Below are 16,424 nucleotides of genomic sequence, written 5' to 3'. Positions count from 1 at the left end.
GACAATGACTTTCCAGGTTCGGAACGAACCGGAAAACGCCGATCTCGCTCCTTTTCCGGTCTGGTGGCCAAAGCACGAGCAAAACACCCGATCCCATCCCGAACTCGGCCGTTAAGTGCCGTAGCGCCAATGGTACTGCGTCAAAAGACGTGGGAGAGTAGGTCACCGCCAGACCTGAAAAGAAGCGAAAATCTCTCGACGATGACAAAAAGCGCTGACAATCCAGCGCAAACGGCCGCGGGGTAGAGCAGCCCGGTAGCTCGTCAGGCTCATAACCTGAAGGTCGTAGGTTCAAATCCTACCCCCGCAACCACTTCTGTCATAAAACACTCGAAATCGAAGTGTAGCAACAGCTTACACCGTAATCGGCGAACTACACAAAGCCCCGGACGCGGAAGCGCCGGGGCGTTGTCGTTGGTTTGCGGCCTGCAACTCGAATCCCCGCTGCGGGCGACAGATATACCCCTGTAACTGTCGAGTGTGATGGAGTGGGCCGCATCGATCACGACAAGTCCCCCAGCGCGGGAAGAGCCTTCACGATCTTCATGGTTTCAAGGCTGACGGTAATGATGCGCTGGAACAGCCGCAGCGGGTAGACCGGATCACCGACCGTTTCGATGGCATAGCGGTTGGCGTCGTTGACGATGCCGCTGGCCTTGTCCGTTTTTACGCATTGACGTTCCATCACCCATTCGAGCGCGGGCTTGCCGTTCACCACATAGTCGTATGCCTCAAGCGGGATGCCGCTGATGGTGATGCTCGCATTATAGATGACGGTGGATCTGTCGAGCTTCGGGCGCTTGCCTGCGAATTTCATCTGCTCCACCCGATAGAAGCGCTCGGGATCAGGGGGTGGCACAAGCGAAGTATCACCGCGTATGAAGGTGACGGGATAGGGCTCCACCTGCTCGTAGTTCACATGCAACGCCGCCAGCACACGCCCTGCCTTGGAAAAAGCCCAGAAATCATCAGCGGCCTTGACGCGGGGGATGCGCGGCAATTGTTTTGAGAGGTTGTCGGCGAAACGGGTGCGATAGTCCTCTGAGTGGAGTAAGCCATAAATTGGTGATGCAGACAGCGGCCATCTGCACAGGAGCGCCTCGGCCTGCCCAGATCGAGTTGCAGTTGGCGAATGGTCGCTGCCTGCGCTTCGATCCGGCTCTGGATACCGTGACGCTGACACATGTGATCCGTGCGGTGGAAGGGGCATGATCGGGCCGGGAACCGGCGTTCGTGTCTATCTGGCCTGCGGCGTGACCGACATGAGGAAGGGAATCTCCGGGCTGGCTGCACTTGCCCAGGATGTTCTGCGCCAGAAGCCGGCCGGCGGTGCGGTTTTTGCATTCCGCGGGCGTCGCGGCGACAGGTTGAAATTGCTTCATTGGGATGGTCAGGGCTTCTGCCTGTATTACAAGGTGCTGGAGAAGGGGCGCTTTCCCTGGCCGATGCGCGGGGATGGTGCGGTTCGCCTGACCTCGGCGCAGCTGGCCATGCTGTGGGAAGGCATTGACTGGCGCAGGCCGGATTGGGGCGCGCCACCGGCCCGGGTGGGCTGATTTACCCTGCTAAAACGCCTTGTTTTTATGGCAATTTTGCCTGCCTTGTGGTAGGTGGGCGCATGTCGAATGCGGCCCAGACCCTTCCTGATGATCCGGCGCTTCTGAAGTCGCTGATCGCGGCGTTGCAGGCGGAAAACGCGAAGATCTCGGCCACGTTGCGCGCCCATGACCAGTTGATCCAGTCCCTGCGGCTGCGCATTGCCAGGCTGAAGAAGCAGGTCTTCGGCCAGTCCTCGGAAAAGATCGAGCGCGAGATCGAACAGCTGGAGCTGGCGCTCGAGGATCTCATGATCGCAGCGGCCGAAGGCCAGCCTGACGTCGTGAACGACGGCCAAAACGATGATGGGTTGGAAACGGCACCTGCCGATGAAGCTGCCGAGCGCCCATCCCGCCGACGTCCCCGGGTCTCGGACAGCACGCCGCGCGAGCGGCGGGAGCTCGACCCCGGCAGTTGCTGCCCCGATTGCGGCGGCGATTTGCGCCTGGTGGGCGAAGATGTCAGCGAGATGCTGGATCTGATCGCGGCACAATTGAAGGTTGTCCAGATCGCCCGCCTGAAAAAGTCCTGCCGCCGCTGTGAACGCATGGTGCAGATGCCGGCCCCCAGCCGGCCGATCCCCGGCAGCATGGCCGGTGCGAACCTGCTCGCCCACATCCTCGTCTCCAAGTTTGACGACCACCTTCCGCTTTATCGCCAGCATGAGATCTTCACCCGGATGGGCGCCGACATCCCGGACAGTACCTTGGTCGACTGGTGCGGTCGCGCCATGAAGGTGCTGGCACCGCTGATCGAGCGGATCGAGGTGGATGTGATGGCCAGCGACCTCCTTCATGCCGATGACACACCGATCCGGGTGCTGGATCGCGCGGGCCGCGACAAGGGGGTGGGCAAGGGTGTGAAGAAGGGCCGGATCTGGGCCTATGTCCGCGATCAGCGCCCTTGGGCAGGCGCCTCACCGCCCGGCGCGGTCTATGCCTTCGCGCCCGACTGGAAGGAAGAGCACGTCCACGGCCATCTCGCCAACACCCGCGGCATTCTCCAGGCCGATGGCTACAAGGGTTATGCCAAGCTCTATGAACCGGAACCCGACGGGAAGCCCCGCCTTCGGGAGGCCGCGTGTTGGGCTCACCTGAGGCGTGACTTCCATGATGAATGGACCAAGACCAAATCAACGATCGCCCGCGAGGCACTCGACCGTATCGGCGCGCTCTATGACATCGAGCGGGAGATCACCGGCCATCCCGCCGATATCCGCCTTGCCGCGCGCCGGAAACACAGCGTTCCGAAGGTCGAGGTCTTCTTCGCCTGGTCAGAGCAGCAGCTCTCGCGGATCCCCGGCAAGGGCGATCTGGCCAAGGCCTTTCGTTACGGGCTGAGCCGCCGGGACGCTTTCAGCCTGTTCCTTGAGGACGGCCGGGTGGCGATCGACAACAATCCTGCCGAGCGCGCGCTGCGCCCGATCGGTGTCGGGCGCCGCAACTGGCTCTTCGCCGGTGCGGATACCGGAGCCGAAACGCTGGCCCGCGCCATGACCATCGTTGAAACCGCCAAGATGAACGGCCTGGACCCCCAAGCCTATCTGGCCGACATCCTGGCCCGCATCCATGATCACAAGATCAATCGGCTCGACGATCTGTTGCCCTGGAACTGGTCGCCGCTGCCCTCCGCCCTGCACGAGGCCGCCTGATGGCAACCGTCACCCACGTCTGCACCCTCGACTACATCGCAAAGATGCTGGGCGAAGACCCCGAGCTTCTCAAAGCCATCGTCTACAACGACGACAACCTGACCTATGGCTCGATCATCAGCGTCTATACCGGCCCGGATGACACCGTCACCGCCCTGACCGATGACGGTATCGATGAACTGAAAGACATGCTCAGGGACGCGCGCATCACCACCGAAACCTGGCACGCGTTCCTCGACGACTTTGTCGATGACGCGGAACTCGTCGCCCGCATCAAGGCTCAGTCGCCGCGGTAACAATCGGCCGGTTACGGATTTCGTATTCGAACTCATCCCGGGCCAGCCCCTTGCGCGGTCCCTTCACCGTCAGAGTGGCTTTCTCGTCGTAGAAGCGAATGCGGATCTTGCGGCCGTCGTAGAAGGCAAGGATGCCGTCCCGAAGCCGTGTGGAACGGGAAACTGCCGCTCTCCAGTCCTCGTTGGCAAGAAGAAATTTTCGTTCGATCTCTATCGGCATCCTGGGCACCTACCTGCGGGCTCGTCCGAGGTCCATATGACGCATTCATCATCGCAATTCGATGACGGGCAAAGGTCGCGCCGCCGATGGCCGCAGCAAGAAAAGCTCCAGAGACCATGCTCTGATCGGTGCCAAGATCGGCCCGGACGAGTCCGCTGCACCCGTTCAGGACAGGCCGGCCCGCTACCTGTTTGTCATGCCGCGAAACATATGACATCAAGACGTCATGAAAGTGGGATCATGATATGGCCAAGAAATCCAAGGACGACGGTAAGAAGAACACCTCTCTGCGTCTCTCCGGCAAGACATTGAAGGCCCTGAAGATCCGCGCAATCGAAGAAGAGACGAGCGTGCAGAAGATCATCGAAAAGCTGGTCGAGGATTATCTCGACCAAACCCGGAAGCCGAAGGCATGATCACCGGCGACGAAACCTATTATCTCTCTGCCACGCGCCTGGGCGACCTGGCCGGGCGCGACGTGCAGAACCTCACGCCGCTGTTGGAATGGGCGGAGGGCAGCCGCCCCTTTGCGATCCGCGACTGTTTCGATCAGAGCTTGCGCATGTCGCGGCGCCTGCTTCTGGAAGACGGCAGCCGGCTGGAGTTGATATCGGCCGCGGGCGAGGTCTTGCGCCAGCCCGCCACGCCGCAAGCGCGCTTTGTCGCAGAATTCGCCAAAGGGCCGGTCAAGATCGCGCTGGCCGGTCTGTCTCCGCTGCGTGCGCTGCTGCCCGTTGCCTCGGGCATGGCCCGATCCGGCCGGCTGGCGCTGGTCGATGGCGAGGGCAAGACCCGCGCGCGGGCTGAACTGCGAGAATTGCAGCCGACCGATGGCAATGCCGTGATCCTGGTGAGGCCGCAGGGGCTGCGCGGCTATGACAGGGCCCTTCACGATCTGGTCGCGCATCTCCGCGACTGCGGGGGAACGCCGTTCGGGGCGGGCAATCTCTACCGGATGATCGACCCGGCCAACACCGGCTATGTGGCAAGGCCGAAGATCGAGGTCGGGCGCGAGGAAACCGCATTCGACGCGGCAAATGACCTGATCGACGGTCATCTGCCCGTCGCCCGCGCGAATGAGCAAGGCATCGTCGCGGATCTGGATACCGAATTCCTGCATGACTATCGCGTCGCCCTGCGCAAGATCCGCTCGGTGCTGAGCCTGTTCAAGGGCGTCTACGACCCCGAGCAGACGGCCGGGTTGAAGGCGCGCTTCTCTGCGCTGATGGTGCCGACCGGGCCGTTGCGCGACCTCGACGTCTATCTGCTGGCCCAGCAGGATTTCTGCGATCTTGTCCCGGAAAGGATGCATGCCGGGCTGGACAGGATGTTCGCGCGGCTTCGCGACCGGCGGGCGGCAGAGCATGCCAAGCTGGCCGCCCATCTGCGCAGCAAGGGCTATCAAAAGGAAATCAAGGCCCTGGCCAAGCTGTTTGCCAGGCGACGCAAGCTGCTGCCCGGCCCGAATGCCAGCCGCGCCTCTTTTGATCTGGCCTGCGAACTGATCTGGAAGCGTTATCGCCGGATCCGCCGCATCGCGGCCGGCCTGACGGCCGAGACGCCCGACGAGGAGGTTCACGCGTTGCGCATCGAATGCAAGAAGCTGCGCTACCTGATGGAATTCTTCGGCCCGGTCTTTCCCCGCGGCGATTTCCAGAAGGTTCTCAAGCCGCTGAAGGAACTCCAGGATTCGCTGGGTCTGTTCAACGACTATGCGGTGCAGCAGACCAGGCTCCAGGCCTTCGCGGACGATCTCGGCGATGCGCCGCACAAGCTCGACATCGCCCAGAGCGTCGGTGCGCTGGTCATCGTGCTGCATCAGAAACAGCTCGCTGAGCGAGAGAAGATCGCCGCAACCTTCGCGCGCTTCAACAGCGGCAGGATGCAGCGCACCATCCGCAGATTGTTCCATGAAGGAAAGGGTTCCTGATGCAGATCATCGCCTGCTATTCCAACAAGGGCGGCGTGGGCAAAACCGCGACGGCGGTGAACCTGGCCTATGCCTTTGCCGCATCGGGACGCCGGACCTTGCTGTGCGACCTCGACCCGCAAGGCGCATCGGGATTCTATTTCCGCGTGAAGCCCTCGAAGAAGCTGATCGATGCGCAGTTCTTCGAGGATGACCAACGCTTCGCCAAGGCGATCCGCGGCAGCGATTACGACAATCTCGACATCCTGCCCGCGAATATCAGTTTCCGCGATTTCGACGTGTTCCTGTCGCGGATGAAGAACAGCCAGTCGCGCCTGAAAAAGGCGCTGAAGGCGGTCAAGTCCGATTATGACGTGGTGGTTCTGGATTGTCCGCCGAACATCTCGATGCTGTCGGAGAACGTCTTCCATGCGGCGGATGCGGTGGTGGTGCCGGTGATCCCCACGACGCTGTCGCAACGCACCTTCGATCAATTGCTGGAATTCTTCCAAGCCTCCGACCTGCCCGAGAACAGGATCCACGCCTTCTTTTCCATGGTGCAGGGCATCAAGAGCTTGCATGGCGAGACGATCGCCGGGATGACGGAGGCACATCCCGGACGTTTCGCGCAGGCGACGATCCCCTTCGCCTCCGAGATCGAGCGCATGGGACTGACCCGCGCCCCGGTTCTGGCGACCGCACCGGGTAGCAGGGCCGGCAAAGCCTATCAGGCGCTGTTCGAGGAGATCGAGGGGCGGGTGAAGGCATGAAGGAAATCGAGCGCAAGTTCCTGGTCGAGGGCCCGGTGCCGAAAGGGTTGTATGCCCGGCCTATCCTCCAGGGCTACCTGACCGCCGCCACCGATTCAGTCGAGATCCGGCTGCGGCGCGAGGGCGACGACTACTCGCTGACCCTGAAGTCCGATGGCGGCCTGACCCGCGAGGAGCGGGAGATCGCCCTTGGGGCCGCGGAGTTCGAAGCCCTCTGGCCCGCGACCGAAGGCCGATGCGTCGAGAAGACGCGCCATCGCGGAACCTTGCCCGGCGGGCAGGCATTCGAGCTGGACGTCTTTTCCGGGCATCTGGCGCCACTGATGTTGGTCGAGGTGGAGTTCCCCTCGGAAGAGGCCGCCCTTGCCTTCGCCCCGCCGGCATGGTTCGGCCAGGAAGTGACCGAGGACAAGCGCTTCAAGAACAAGGCGCTCGCACTTTCCAGGCCCTGAGCGGGAGTGTCGGGATGATGATCAGGCCTGGTCCCGGATGACGTCCGCCCAGTCCGGGTTCTTTTCGGCTTCGTCGCGGACGAATGGGCAGAGCGGCACGATCTGCCGACCGGTTTTGCGGGCATCCTCCACCATCCGCTTGACCAAGGCCCGGGCCATGGTCCGGCTTCTCGCGCCTTTGGACATGGCAGTATAATAGGCTACGCGGAGCTGCGGAGTCGGATCGGTTACGACCAGCTCCACATGAGGCCCGGAGGGGCGGGCGATATAGCGAGCCTTTCCAATAAACTCTTCATATTCGATTTGCATGGAGATCGACCTTTCTCAAGTATCGCCTTATTAATTGAAAAACTGGCAGCTTCAGAGGATGTGGTGGGTGGTGCGCTATATACCCGCTTCGTTTATGAAATGAATTTCAGCCTGCATCGTGCCGTGTTTCATGCACAAGCAATGATCCGATGATCGCGACCATGGCTCCGAACACACCGCCGCCCAGATATCCGTAGATAATCGACATAAGGCTCATATCGAGAATCCAACAGGCAGTCGCGGTCAAAGCGATGATCATGATCGCCCATCCCGATACCAGAAAGAGGAATACGACGAGATAGGCCGAGGGTTGATCATCGTCCGAACTCGAAAAGGGAGAGCAATCCCTTTGATTGGCGCTACTGGCAGGACGCTTGCGTTTCGCTCTATTTATGCAATGACCGATTTGAGAACCTGAATAATCTTCACTATCACGCCGATTGACGTGCCTGTCGCCGGGAGCCACTAGGGCGTGTTGACAAAAGGGATTCACCGGGCGCGGTGATCGTGATTCAAGCTGGTATCTGCAATGGAGACCAGCGTGGCACGAAACCTGATGTCGAACGACGAGTGGGCGTTCTTTGAACGCTTCATCCTGGCTGTCCGTTCTCCGAACGGCCGCAAGCCCACGAACCATCGGCTTGTTCTGGATGGGATTTTCTGGATCGCCCGAACGGGGTCGCCCTGGCGCGACCTGCCGGAAGAGTTCGGCAAATGGTCGTCTGTCTATCGGCAGTTCCGGCGCTGGACGTTGGCGGGGCTGTGGGAACAGATCCTGGAGGCGCTGAACGAGAGCCGGATCGTGCCGGATGCGCTGCAGATGATCGACAGCACCGTGGTTCGCGCTCATCATCAGGCAGCGGGCGCAAAAGGGGGACTCCGCGCCAAGGTTTCGGCCGCTCGCGAGGTGGCTTCACGACCAAGATCCATCTGCGGGTCAATGCGGCAGGCCTGCCCATGAGAACCGAGATCACGGCCGGGCAGACATCGGACTACCTCGGCTTCGATCTGGTCATGGCTGACAACCTGCCCGAGCCAAGCGTTCTGCTCGCAGACCGCGGCTACGACTCCGACAACATCCGCAGACCATGGAGGTGCGCGACGTGGTGCCGGTCATCCCCATGCGCAAAACCCGGAAGCTACGGGTCGCCGTTGACCGCAGGCTCTACCGCCTGCGCAATCTCGTTGAGCGGTGCTTCAACAAGCTCAAGAATGCCCGTCGCGTCGCCACCCGCTACGACAAGACCGCCGAAAGCTTCCTGGGCTTCATCGACATCACGTCGATCCGCCTCTGGCTCCGCCATTTGTCAACATGACCTAACGCTCCCTTGTCCCGGATGTTTCTCTGGCTTGTCCCAAGGCTGAGATATCTGGCAGTCTGTTTCGTGACGTGGCGTCCGTCAGGGAAACGACTGCAGCGGCGCGCGGGCTGAAGGGGCAAGGCATGACGGGTGAGCAGAAGGGTATCCGGGTGCTTCTGGTTGAAGATGAAGAGACGGTGCTGCAGCTTCATGGCGCCGTGCTGGTCGGTGCGGGTTGCGTCGTGGACGAAGCGCCCACTCTCGCCTGCTTCCGGGACAGGATTGCCCGCTCGCGTTATGACATCGTTCTGCTTGATCTGTGTTTGCCCGATGGCAATGCGCTGGAGGCGATATCCGAGATTCGCCGGGGCACGTCGGCCGGGATCATCGTCGCAACCTCGAACCGCGACCCCGACGATCGGCTGACCGGCCTGGAACAGGGAGCGGACGAATATCTGGAAAAGCCCGTGCATCCGCGCGAGCTGGTCGCGCGCGTGCGCAACCTTGCGGGGCGGCTCGCGGTCGCGAAGCGCGAGGAGAAGATGGAGTTGGTCCACCACTTCCAGGGCTGGAGCGTCGATCTGGCGGCGCGAACCGTCAGGCTTCACGACGGCGACACGCTGCAATTGACGGAAAACGAGTTTCGCCTGCTGGACGTGCTGATCCGAAATGCTGCGAAGCCGGTGCATCGGGAACGCTTGCTGACCGCGTTGGGCAGCGACGAGGAGGCAACGGACCGGGCGGTCGACAAGGCCATCTATCGATTGCGGGTCAAGCTGCATGCGGTCCTGGGCCATGCCACCCCCCTGATCGAGACGGTGCATGGCTTCGGCTATCGCTTCATCGCGGAGATCCTCTAGCATGGCCGGCGTCCCGCCGGACTCCCGGAGAGCCGCGATGGCCGATGAAGCTGAAAGCATGACCACCTTCGCCGTTCTGCGGCCGGATGGACTGATCAGTTATTGCAGCGCGCCCTTTGCGCACCTGCTTGGTTCCGAGGAACGGGTGGTTGTCGGCACGCCTATCGGTGCATGGCTTCGCCCCGTCGAGGGGGCGGGGTCCGGATGGTTCGCTGTCGTCCGGCAGTCAGAGGGACATCTTTTGCGGACAGGTGGAGTCGGGCAATTCCGTTACCGGCTCGATCCCATGGCCGGAGGCGGTGCGGTGCTGCATCTGATGCAGGGGACCGGAAACCTCGACCCGATCTATGCGCGGGCCTTCCAGCTCAATCCCGGCCTGTCCGCCCTTTCGGTCCTGGACACCGGAGAGCATCTGGATGTCAACGACGCCTGGCTCAGGAACATGGAATATCGGCGCGAGGAGGTGATCGGCCGCACCGCAAGCGAGATGCAGGTGTGGGAGCAGGGCGATACGAGCCGGACGGAAATCGTTCGCAGGCTGCGCGAGGATGGAAAGATCGAGAACTTCCAGGCCCGGATGCGGACACGGACCGGTAAGCTGCGAGACATCCTGGTCAGCGCCGAGCTTGTCGAACATGCGGGCCGGAAGCTGGCCTTCTTTGCTTCGCACGACATCACCGAAGTGAAGAAGGCGCAAGAGGAACTCGAAGCGCTGAACCGGCAACTCGAACAGCGGATCGCCGAGCGGACCGCGGAGATCGTGCGGAAGAACCGCGAACTTGCCGAGGCGGCCGAACGCGCCCAGGCGGCGAACGAGGCCAAGAGCCAATTCCTGTCGGTCATGAGCCATGAAATCCGCACGCCGCTGAATGCACTGCTCAACATGGCCGAGTTGCTGATCGAGGACGGCAACCCTGCGCCCGCCGCGGCCCATCTGTCCGGCATCGCCAGTTCCGCACGCGCGCTGGCCGCCATCGTGGACGATGTGCTGGACTTTTCCCGCATCGAGTCCGGCCACCTGGAAATCTACCCCGCCGCGACGGATATCGGCCGGCTTTGCGAAGAAGCCGTGCGCGGCGTCGCACCACTGGCGCATCGGAAGGGGCTGGATATCGTCCTGACCTTCGGACAGCGGCTGCCCGCAACCGCGATGGTGGACCCGCTGCGGCTGCGCCAGATCCTGTTCAACCTTGTTGGCAATGCCATCAAATATACTCGGAAAGGCTGGATCGAGGTCAGGGCCGATGTCACGGGCGAAACCGCGGAACCCCAGTTGCTGGTCGAGGTGATCGATACCGGGATCGGCATCCGTCCCAACGATCTGGAGCGGATATTCGAACGATTTTCCCGCATCGGCGCTGATGCCAACCACGAGATCCACGGCGCAGGGCTTGGCCTGAACATTTCGGCCGGGCTGGCCCGGGCCATGGGCGGCACGATCAGGGTCGAAAGCGAGGTCGACCGGGGCAGTGCCTTCCGCGTGACCTTGCCGCTGGTAACATGCGGCGAGCTTGCCGAGGACCCCTTGCGCCAACCCTTGCAAGGCCGCGTGGCCCTGCTCGGCCCGGCCACCAGGACTCGCTCGACATTCGAAGCGATCCTGAAGAGGCAGGGGGTGGTCGCGCAACGGGTGTTGTCGGCCTCCGGTGCCCAGGTGATAACGATGGAGTCGGGCCGCTCGGCGATCGACTGCGCGATGAGGCAATCCTTCGACATCCTGCTGCTGGACTTGAGGATGCCCGATCTCAGCGGCTATGAAACGGCAGTGCGGATCAGGGCCTTGGGCGGATGGGCGGCCGACGTTCCCATCGTAGCGGTGTCGGCCAATATTGCCCCCGATAAGGCGCAGATGCAGGCGGCGGGGATCGACGGCTTTCTTGCCAAGCCCTTCACCCCTACGGCACTGCGCGCGAAAGTGCAGGGCCACCTGCATCATTCGGCAGGTGACACCGAGCCGGACGATTCTATCAGGGCGGATGCGACACCCGTGCTCGATGAGAGCTTTCTGGCCGCCCAGGTCACCTATGCCGGACCGGATGCGGTTGGGAAGGCGATTGCGGGTTTCCTCGGTAACTTGGACGGTCGGCTGTCTCGTATCTGGTCCGGCGCCGATGCAAGGGAGCGCGCCGATGCCGCCCATATGCTTGCCGGTGCGGCCGGCGCGTTGGGGCTGCTGGATCTGGCAACCCATTGCAGGCGGCTCGCGAGCGACAGGGGCGACAGCCCGACAGCGTCCTTGCGGCAAGACCGAGACATCCTGGCGTCAAGTGCGGGACGAGCTGTTGCCGCCTTGAGGGAGGTCAGGGATAAACTCGCTGCCGGTTCATCCCGACAGGACTGAAGCCTCCGGTTGCGTGCGACGCGGTGGGGATGAGAAAGGGGAGGCAGCGAGTCCGTCCGCGGGAGTGATCATGTTCGACTCAGCACTTTGCTGTCGTCGGAACGTGCGTGCCTTGGGGAAGAAAGGCGGAAGCGTCCGCCGGATCGCCCTGAGATGAGCAGGAAGATGCAAAACGGGCCAGCGGGGGGAGTATTCGATCAGATATTCGTGTGGCTAATACACGGATCAGCGATTACGCTGGCGCTGCGTTCAGCCTTGTGCAGGTCCCCGTGATGCCGGGTCCTGACGATTGAAGGCCACCCGATAAGATGCAACGCCGCGGTGGCTTTAGTGAAAAGGTTCCATCGTGCTCGAATCCAAACCAAAGACACCATTGGCCGATCAGCATTTCTTTCTGTCGCCTCAGTTGAGCGAAGGCCAGAGTTCGGACGACGATATCGATCTGAACATCATCGCCAGCACCTATCGCTCGATCATCGATGAGCATGCTTTCGATGAGATGGTGGCGAGTTGGGAAACCAAGCTCGCATCGTCCGGCGGAGATGCTGAGCATCCCAAAGTCTCCAAGGGGCTGTTCAGCCAGTTGCTGACCTTCCGCAACACCCTAGAAAAGCTGGATGTCCCGACGGAAAGCGATCCGCTGAAACTGGCGGTTTCCGAAGTGCCCGGGCCAGCGACTGTGCTGTCGCCAAACGGCAATGTCGCGGTCATCAACATTGCGGGCGAGCGCGCGTTCGGCACGCGCCAGGGCGCGTTCATGGACGTTGCAGTCATCGCGCCGAATTCCCTGGAGGACTATTGCGCTCTGTTGCGTGCCGCCACCGGACAAGGCAACGCGGCGCAAGCGATCCTGACGATCCTGCCGGCCACCGAGGGCTATGGCGAATCCTTCTTGGCCGAGGGCTACCTGATCCGCGTGCCGGGCCAGAGCGGCGCCCATATCGCCATCCGCTCCCTGGAAATCGCCTGGGGGCCGCGGATCGCCGAGCAGTTGCAACAGGCCTTCGGCCTGACGCAGGCCGAATCCGAGGTCGCGCATCTGTTCTTTCGTCTGCGCAACCTCGAATCGATCGCGGCAGAGCGAGGCGTGTCGCTGCTGACGGTGCGGACTCAGATCAAGACGATCATGGCCAAGATGGGTGCCCCCTCGAATATCGACCTGATGCGCCTGCTGGCCATGATCGCCAGTCGTGAACATGTCGGGCTTCGGGGCGAAGCCCCTGTCTGGCACGATCCCCTGGGCCGCGAAAAGCTGATCGAGATGCCCGATGGCCGCAAGATCGCATGGACGTGGATAGGCGCGAAGCGGGGCGCTCCGGTAGTCATGCTTCGCGGATTGCCGATGACCTATCTGCTGCCTGGCGGTGGAGAAGCCCGGCTGCGCGACGCGGGCATCTGCCTCTACGTTCCGTCGCGACCCGGTCACGGGAACAGCACCATGGACTCCTCGCTTGATGTGATGAGCGACAATCTTGTTGCATTGCGGGTCTTTCTCGACCAGGTCATCGGCCGCCCTTGCCTTGGCGTCGGATTGGCCAGCGGCACCTTGCCTCTCGTCGTCGAAGCGGTGGCAAATCCAGCGCGTTTCCACGGGATACTGGCAGTCGGTTTCTCGTGCGGGATCGACCCTTCGGGAGTCCAGCGCCTGCCGCAGATTCAACGCATCATGCTGCAACTCGCAGACAGCGCGCCATGGGTTGCCGAACTGATGGCCAAATCGGGGCATCGGATGATGCGCCAGCACGGCCTGGACTGGTATCTGGAACGCGCCTTCCGCCATACGCCGCTGAACCAGCAAACGGTGCGCAACCCCGATTGGACGGCATTGATCCGGAACGCCTGTGAACATCTGCTGAAGCAGGGCCATGCGACCTTTGTGCGGGAATTGCAGCTTTCGCGCCACCGCATGGACACCGCGCTGCGCGAGTTGCGCATACCCATGCGATATCTGGCGCCCACCGAAGATCCCGGCATCGATCTTGCTTCGTGCAGGCAACTGGAAAGGATCAATCCCCTGATCACCGTCGAGCCGGTCACCGATGCGGCCGAGTTGGTTTTTTACCAACGCAATGATCTCATCCTTGATCGTATCATCGCCTTGGTACACCGAAACTGAGTGGCATACACCAATCGGCGTATGACAACGCGGATCGCCATCCTCTAGAGCGGCCACGCAGGGCGCACGGTTGGTGTGCAATAAATTGTTCAGCTTGGATATTGAGCGCCAGATCGATCTTCGGACTGGTGGTTTTGCAACGCGAGGGATTGATGAGCGACGCAACGATCATGCGGCGACGCCGCCAAGCACCGGAATACGTGGCCACCCCGGACATGGCAGCCTTCACCATCGGGCAGATTGCCATCACCGCGTTAAGGGAAGAGGGTGGGCTTTCCGTGGAAATACTGCGCAGGCACTTGGCCCGGGTCGCTTCCGGACAAGAGGATGCTGTCGCTAGCCGCGTGAGCCCGGACATGGCCCTGGGCGCGCTTCGTTATATCGAAACCTCCTTGCAGAACAAGGTAGCCTGAAGAGCCGGCCGCACCAGGCTGTCGGATCACTTTCTCTATTTAAGATTTTAGAATTATATCACCTTATTCATAGGCAGGGAATGCGGCTTGCAATGCATCCTTCCAAGACGTGTTTCGACCCGCTCAGCGGGGAGGAAGTGGGGCACATTACCCGGCACCTCAGAGGAGTTCGCGAGGCCCGGGTGAATTTCCTCGGTCAGGACCATAAACTGGAAGGGGCGCTGGATAACCTGCTCCAGTCTCTTGGTATTCAAGCCCAGATGATGCGCTTCTCTGGTATGGCGCCGCGTCCTCGCCGGCGTTTCGGTTTCCGATACCAGGGAAGCCAGGCGATCCTGTTCGTGGAGCCACGCGGAAAGCTTCGGGTCTGATCCGCGAAGAGGGGCTTGCCGGATCATGAGTTGTTCATGCGCCCATGCCCCAATATCCTGGCCGAAAGCGATCATCTGAGGCATCCTGACCCGCGCCATCCTTCTGGCCTTCCTGGTACTGGCCCTGTCGATCAAGCTCACGGGCGGCAGTGTAACCGCCGCCAGTTATTCCTGTGCGGGCGGAGAGCCCGTCACGGTTCAATATATGAAGGCGGGCGCCAACTCTTTCGCGCCGATGGAGATTGACAGGGAGGAGCGGAGCTTTGTCAATGCGGTCTCCGGCTCCGGCGCCCGGTATGTTTCGGGCGAATTGGTGTGGTGGACGAAGGGGAACAACGCAACGTTGGAGAGTGCCTTGGATGGGGCGGCGCGAAGGAATGCGTCGCGGGACCTTGCTATTCCTACCCGAGGCCGCGCAGTTCGATCAGGCCCCGGTCAGCCCGGGGCCTTTCCTATTTGATTTATGCAGCTTCGTCAGCTGTTGAGGCTGGACAGCTCACGGATTGGGGGTTGTCATCGCCGTGGCGGCGTCGGCCGGGCCGGTGAACTTCGTGGTGATGTCGGATGCGTTCAGCGCGCCCACGACGGTGATCGAGATCCTGCCGGTAGCCGCGAAGTTGCCATTGCCGAGCACACCGATGCCGCCGCCGTTGTTGAACGCCCCGGTCATCGCACCGATGGACCCGGCAATGGATGTTGCGTCACCGACAACTCCTAGAGCATCACCGCTCAGGTTGAGCACAGACTGGTTAATGGAGCCGGCCACCGTGGTCCCGATCACCTCGAACTGGCCGCAGCCGATGGGGGAGGCCCCGCCGATACGCTGCTGCCCATCTTCAGCGGAATCATCCAATCGACGACGAAGGTCATCGACGGGATCCGCGACTGGACCGTGGCCAATCCCGAGTTGACAGTATTCTTGGTCAAGGGGGCGGCTGCGTTGGCCTTCGGGATCGCGGCGCGGGTCTTTGGCTACCCGCTCGCCCGCGCTGAGGCACCTATCACCATCGAGGGCGTAAGCCTTGATTTGAATGGCCGATGGATCGCAACCCTTGTTAACCACGATTGGAGTTTCGAGAGCGGTGGCGCGACGACCGAGATCATCGCCGAGTTCGGGGCGGACGACGACGATGCAGCGGCATCCTGAAGATCAAATTGGCAGAAAAGATTTTCTGCCAAATTTGTTGTCCCAAGACTTCAAAACGGATGTCCCGCTTCAATCTGCATCGTTCCCAGCTGCGGGGGGAGCGGCCTCCCCGTCCGCCATGATGCCTTGCCCAATCCGCTTCCGGCTTGCTCAGCATCGAGACGGCCGTCGCGCCGCCTTTCGATCCGGTGCCGCCGGCATATCCCCGCCGGGCAGGACGGTTGCCCCTTTACTTGGCCGATCCCCGGCGCATAGGTAACGGGGAGCATATCCCTTTTCAGGCAACATCCTTTCTCCGGACATGAAGATCGCGATTATTCCCGCCCGTGGTGGCAGCAAGCGTATTCCCCGTAAGAACATCCGTCCCTTCGGCGGCCGCCCGATGATCGCCTGGCCGATCGCCGCCGCGCGCGACAGCGGGCTTTTCGATCATGTCATCGTCTCGACCGACGATGCCGAGATCGCCGAAACCGCCCTGGCCCACGGCGCCGAGGTGCCCTTTCCGCGTCCGGTCGAACTGGCCGACGACTTCACCCCCACCCGCGCGGTGATCAATCACGCGATCCGCGCCATGGAGGAGGCCCAGGGGCGCGAGGTCACGCTGGCCTGCTGCATTTACGCCACCTCGGGCTTTCTCGATGCCTCGGATCTCGTCGGTGCGCATGGGTTGCT

Annotated in this window: 20 protein-coding genes, 1 tRNA gene, 1 rRNA gene and 1 pseudogene; 17 read left to right on the top strand and 6 right to left on the bottom strand. The window is 61.9% G+C overall.

Features of this window, described 5'->3' with window-relative positions; all coding sequences use genetic code 11:
- The first annotated feature begins 59 nt into the window (after nt 1-59).
- Both rrf and BLT64_RS24655 read left to right on the top strand, forming a co-directional pair.
- Nucleotides 60-174 (top strand): 5S ribosomal RNA (gene rrf, locus BLT64_RS24660).
- 62 nt (nt 175-236) lie between these two features.
- Nucleotides 237-313, top strand: a tRNA-Met gene (locus tag BLT64_RS24655).
- A 189-nt stretch (nt 314-502) separates the two neighbouring features.
- Here BLT64_RS24655 and BLT64_RS24650 read toward each other — a convergent pair.
- Nucleotides 503-1,183: a type ISP restriction/modification enzyme gene (locus tag BLT64_RS24650; protein WP_241663481.1), complete on the bottom strand. Its 681-nt coding sequence runs from the start codon at nt 1,181-1,183 to the stop codon at nt 503-505.
- Between the two features lie 25 nt (nt 1,184-1,208).
- Between BLT64_RS24650 and tnpB the strand changes: the two genes are divergently transcribed.
- From tnpB to BLT64_RS24635, 3 genes are all read left to right on the top strand, one after another.
- The gene (tnpB, locus tag BLT64_RS24645; protein ID WP_011746417.1) at nt 1,209-1,556 is read left to right on the top strand and encodes an IS66 family insertion sequence element accessory protein TnpB; all 348 of its coding nucleotides are present in this window, start codon (nt 1,209-1,211) and stop codon (nt 1,554-1,556) included.
- 62 nt (nt 1,557-1,618) lie between these two features.
- Nucleotides 1,619-3,247: an IS66-like element ISPpa5 family transposase gene (locus tag BLT64_RS24640; RefSeq protein ID WP_011746418.1), complete on the top strand. Its 1,629-nt coding sequence runs from the start codon at nt 1,619-1,621 to the stop codon at nt 3,245-3,247.
- On the top strand, nt 3,247-3,543 hold the full coding sequence (locus BLT64_RS24635; RefSeq protein ID WP_011746419.1) for a hypothetical protein: 297 nt from the start codon (nt 3,247-3,249) through the stop codon (nt 3,541-3,543). Before BLT64_RS24640 ends, BLT64_RS24635 begins: the two co-directional genes overlap by 1 nt.
- Here BLT64_RS24635 and BLT64_RS24630 read toward each other — a convergent pair.
- Nucleotides 3,521-3,763 (bottom strand): CYTH domain-containing protein, encoded by a 243-nt coding sequence (locus BLT64_RS24630; RefSeq protein ID WP_011746420.1) that lies wholly within the window; start codon nt 3,761-3,763, stop codon nt 3,521-3,523. The two genes, BLT64_RS24635 and BLT64_RS24630, sit on opposite strands and share 23 nt — an antisense overlap.
- Nucleotides 3,764-4,008: 245 nt before the next feature.
- Between BLT64_RS24630 and BLT64_RS24625 the strand changes: the two genes are divergently transcribed.
- Genes BLT64_RS24625 through BLT64_RS24610 form a run of 4 tightly spaced genes read left to right on the top strand, consistent with a single transcriptional unit; the run spans nt 4,009 to nt 6,894 of the window.
- Entirely contained in the window at nt 4,009-4,179 is a 171-nt protein-coding gene (locus BLT64_RS24625) for a hypothetical protein (RefSeq protein WP_041529683.1), read from the top strand.
- Nucleotides 4,176-5,693: a CHAD domain-containing protein gene (locus BLT64_RS24620; protein WP_011746422.1), complete on the top strand. Its 1,518-nt coding sequence runs from the start codon at nt 4,176-4,178 to the stop codon at nt 5,691-5,693. The genes BLT64_RS24625 and BLT64_RS24620 overlap by 4 nt, the downstream gene beginning before the upstream one ends.
- Nucleotides 5,693-6,442 carry a ParA family protein gene (locus tag BLT64_RS24615; RefSeq protein ID WP_011746423.1) on the top strand — a complete coding sequence of 250 codons (750 nt, stop codon included), beginning with the start codon at nt 5,693-5,695 and terminating at the stop codon, nt 6,440-6,442. The genes BLT64_RS24620 and BLT64_RS24615 overlap by 1 nt, the downstream gene beginning before the upstream one ends.
- Entirely contained in the window at nt 6,439-6,894 is a 456-nt protein-coding gene (locus BLT64_RS24610; protein ID WP_011746424.1) for a CYTH domain-containing protein, read from the top strand. Before BLT64_RS24615 ends, BLT64_RS24610 begins: the two co-directional genes overlap by 4 nt.
- Nucleotides 6,895-6,915: 21 nt before the next feature.
- On the opposite strand, the gene BLT64_RS24605 is transcribed toward BLT64_RS24610, so the two are convergent.
- Both BLT64_RS24605 and BLT64_RS27070 read right to left on the bottom strand, forming a co-directional pair.
- Complete coding sequence (locus tag BLT64_RS24605; protein ID WP_011746425.1) at nt 6,916-7,203, bottom strand: GNAT family N-acetyltransferase; 288 nt, start codon at nt 7,201-7,203, stop codon at nt 6,916-6,918.
- A gap of 106 nt (nt 7,204-7,309) precedes the next feature.
- On the bottom strand, nt 7,310-7,462 hold the full coding sequence (locus tag BLT64_RS27070; RefSeq protein ID WP_157137413.1) for a hypothetical protein: 153 nt from the start codon (nt 7,460-7,462) through the stop codon (nt 7,310-7,312).
- A 270-nt stretch (nt 7,463-7,732) separates the two neighbouring features.
- On the opposite strand from BLT64_RS27070, the pseudogene BLT64_RS26140 reads away from it, so the two are divergent.
- The 5 genes and pseudogenes from BLT64_RS26140 (at nt 7,733) to BLT64_RS24575 (ending at nt 14,234) form a co-directional block, all read left to right on the top strand.
- Nucleotides 7,733-8,519: pseudogene (locus tag BLT64_RS26140) on the top strand (IS5-like element ISPme2 family transposase).
- Nucleotides 8,520-8,647: 128 nt separating this feature from the next.
- Nucleotides 8,648-9,364, top strand: a complete 717-nt coding sequence (locus tag BLT64_RS24590) for a response regulator transcription factor (protein ID WP_011746429.1) — start codon at nt 8,648-8,650, stop codon at nt 9,362-9,364.
- Nucleotides 9,365-9,401: 37 nt separating this feature from the next.
- The gene (locus BLT64_RS24585) at nt 9,402-11,705 is read left to right on the top strand and encodes an ATP-binding protein (protein WP_164901596.1); all 2,304 of its coding nucleotides are present in this window, start codon (nt 9,402-9,404) and stop codon (nt 11,703-11,705) included.
- A gap of 346 nt (nt 11,706-12,051) precedes the next feature.
- Complete coding sequence (locus BLT64_RS24580) at nt 12,052-13,821, top strand: alpha/beta fold hydrolase (RefSeq protein ID WP_011746431.1); 1,770 nt, start codon at nt 12,052-12,054, stop codon at nt 13,819-13,821.
- A gap of 152 nt (nt 13,822-13,973) precedes the next feature.
- The gene (locus BLT64_RS24575) at nt 13,974-14,234 is read left to right on the top strand and encodes a hypothetical protein (protein ID WP_072464335.1); all 261 of its coding nucleotides are present in this window, start codon (nt 13,974-13,976) and stop codon (nt 14,232-14,234) included.
- Between the two features lie 53 nt (nt 14,235-14,287).
- Here BLT64_RS24575 and BLT64_RS24570 read toward each other — a convergent pair whose 3' ends face one another.
- Nucleotides 14,288-14,680 carry a hypothetical protein gene (locus tag BLT64_RS24570; protein WP_128492964.1) on the bottom strand — a complete coding sequence of 131 codons (393 nt, stop codon included), beginning with the start codon at nt 14,678-14,680 and terminating at the stop codon, nt 14,288-14,290.
- Between the two features lie 7 nt (nt 14,681-14,687).
- Between BLT64_RS24570 and BLT64_RS27780 the strand changes: the two genes are divergently transcribed.
- Entirely contained in the window at nt 14,688-15,065 is a 378-nt protein-coding gene (locus BLT64_RS27780; protein WP_367888674.1) for an MliC family protein, read from the top strand.
- A gap of 36 nt (nt 15,066-15,101) precedes the next feature.
- On the opposite strand, the gene BLT64_RS26650 is transcribed toward BLT64_RS27780, so the two are convergent.
- Nucleotides 15,102-15,458 (bottom strand): hypothetical protein, encoded by a 357-nt coding sequence (locus BLT64_RS26650; RefSeq protein ID WP_128492965.1) that lies wholly within the window; start codon nt 15,456-15,458, stop codon nt 15,102-15,104.
- Between the two features lie 39 nt (nt 15,459-15,497).
- Here BLT64_RS26650 and BLT64_RS24560 point away from each other — a divergent pair, with 39 nt between their 5' ends.
- Both BLT64_RS24560 and BLT64_RS24555 read left to right on the top strand, forming a co-directional pair.
- Nucleotides 15,498-15,752, top strand: coding sequence for a hypothetical protein (locus tag BLT64_RS24560; RefSeq protein WP_128492966.1), 255 nt, complete (start codon nt 15,498-15,500; stop codon nt 15,750-15,752).
- 301 nt (nt 15,753-16,053) lie between these two features.
- A partial coding sequence (locus tag BLT64_RS24555; RefSeq protein WP_139171657.1) for an acylneuraminate cytidylyltransferase family protein occupies nt 16,054-16,424 on the top strand: 371 nt, incomplete at its 3' end.

It is taken from the genome of Paracoccus denitrificans, assembly GCF_900100045.1.
Classification (GTDB): domain Bacteria; phylum Pseudomonadota; class Alphaproteobacteria; order Rhodobacterales; family Rhodobacteraceae; genus Paracoccus; species Paracoccus denitrificans.
The sequence above is the reverse complement of the archived record's forward strand: the minus strand, read 5'-3'. Positions and strand labels throughout refer to the sequence as shown.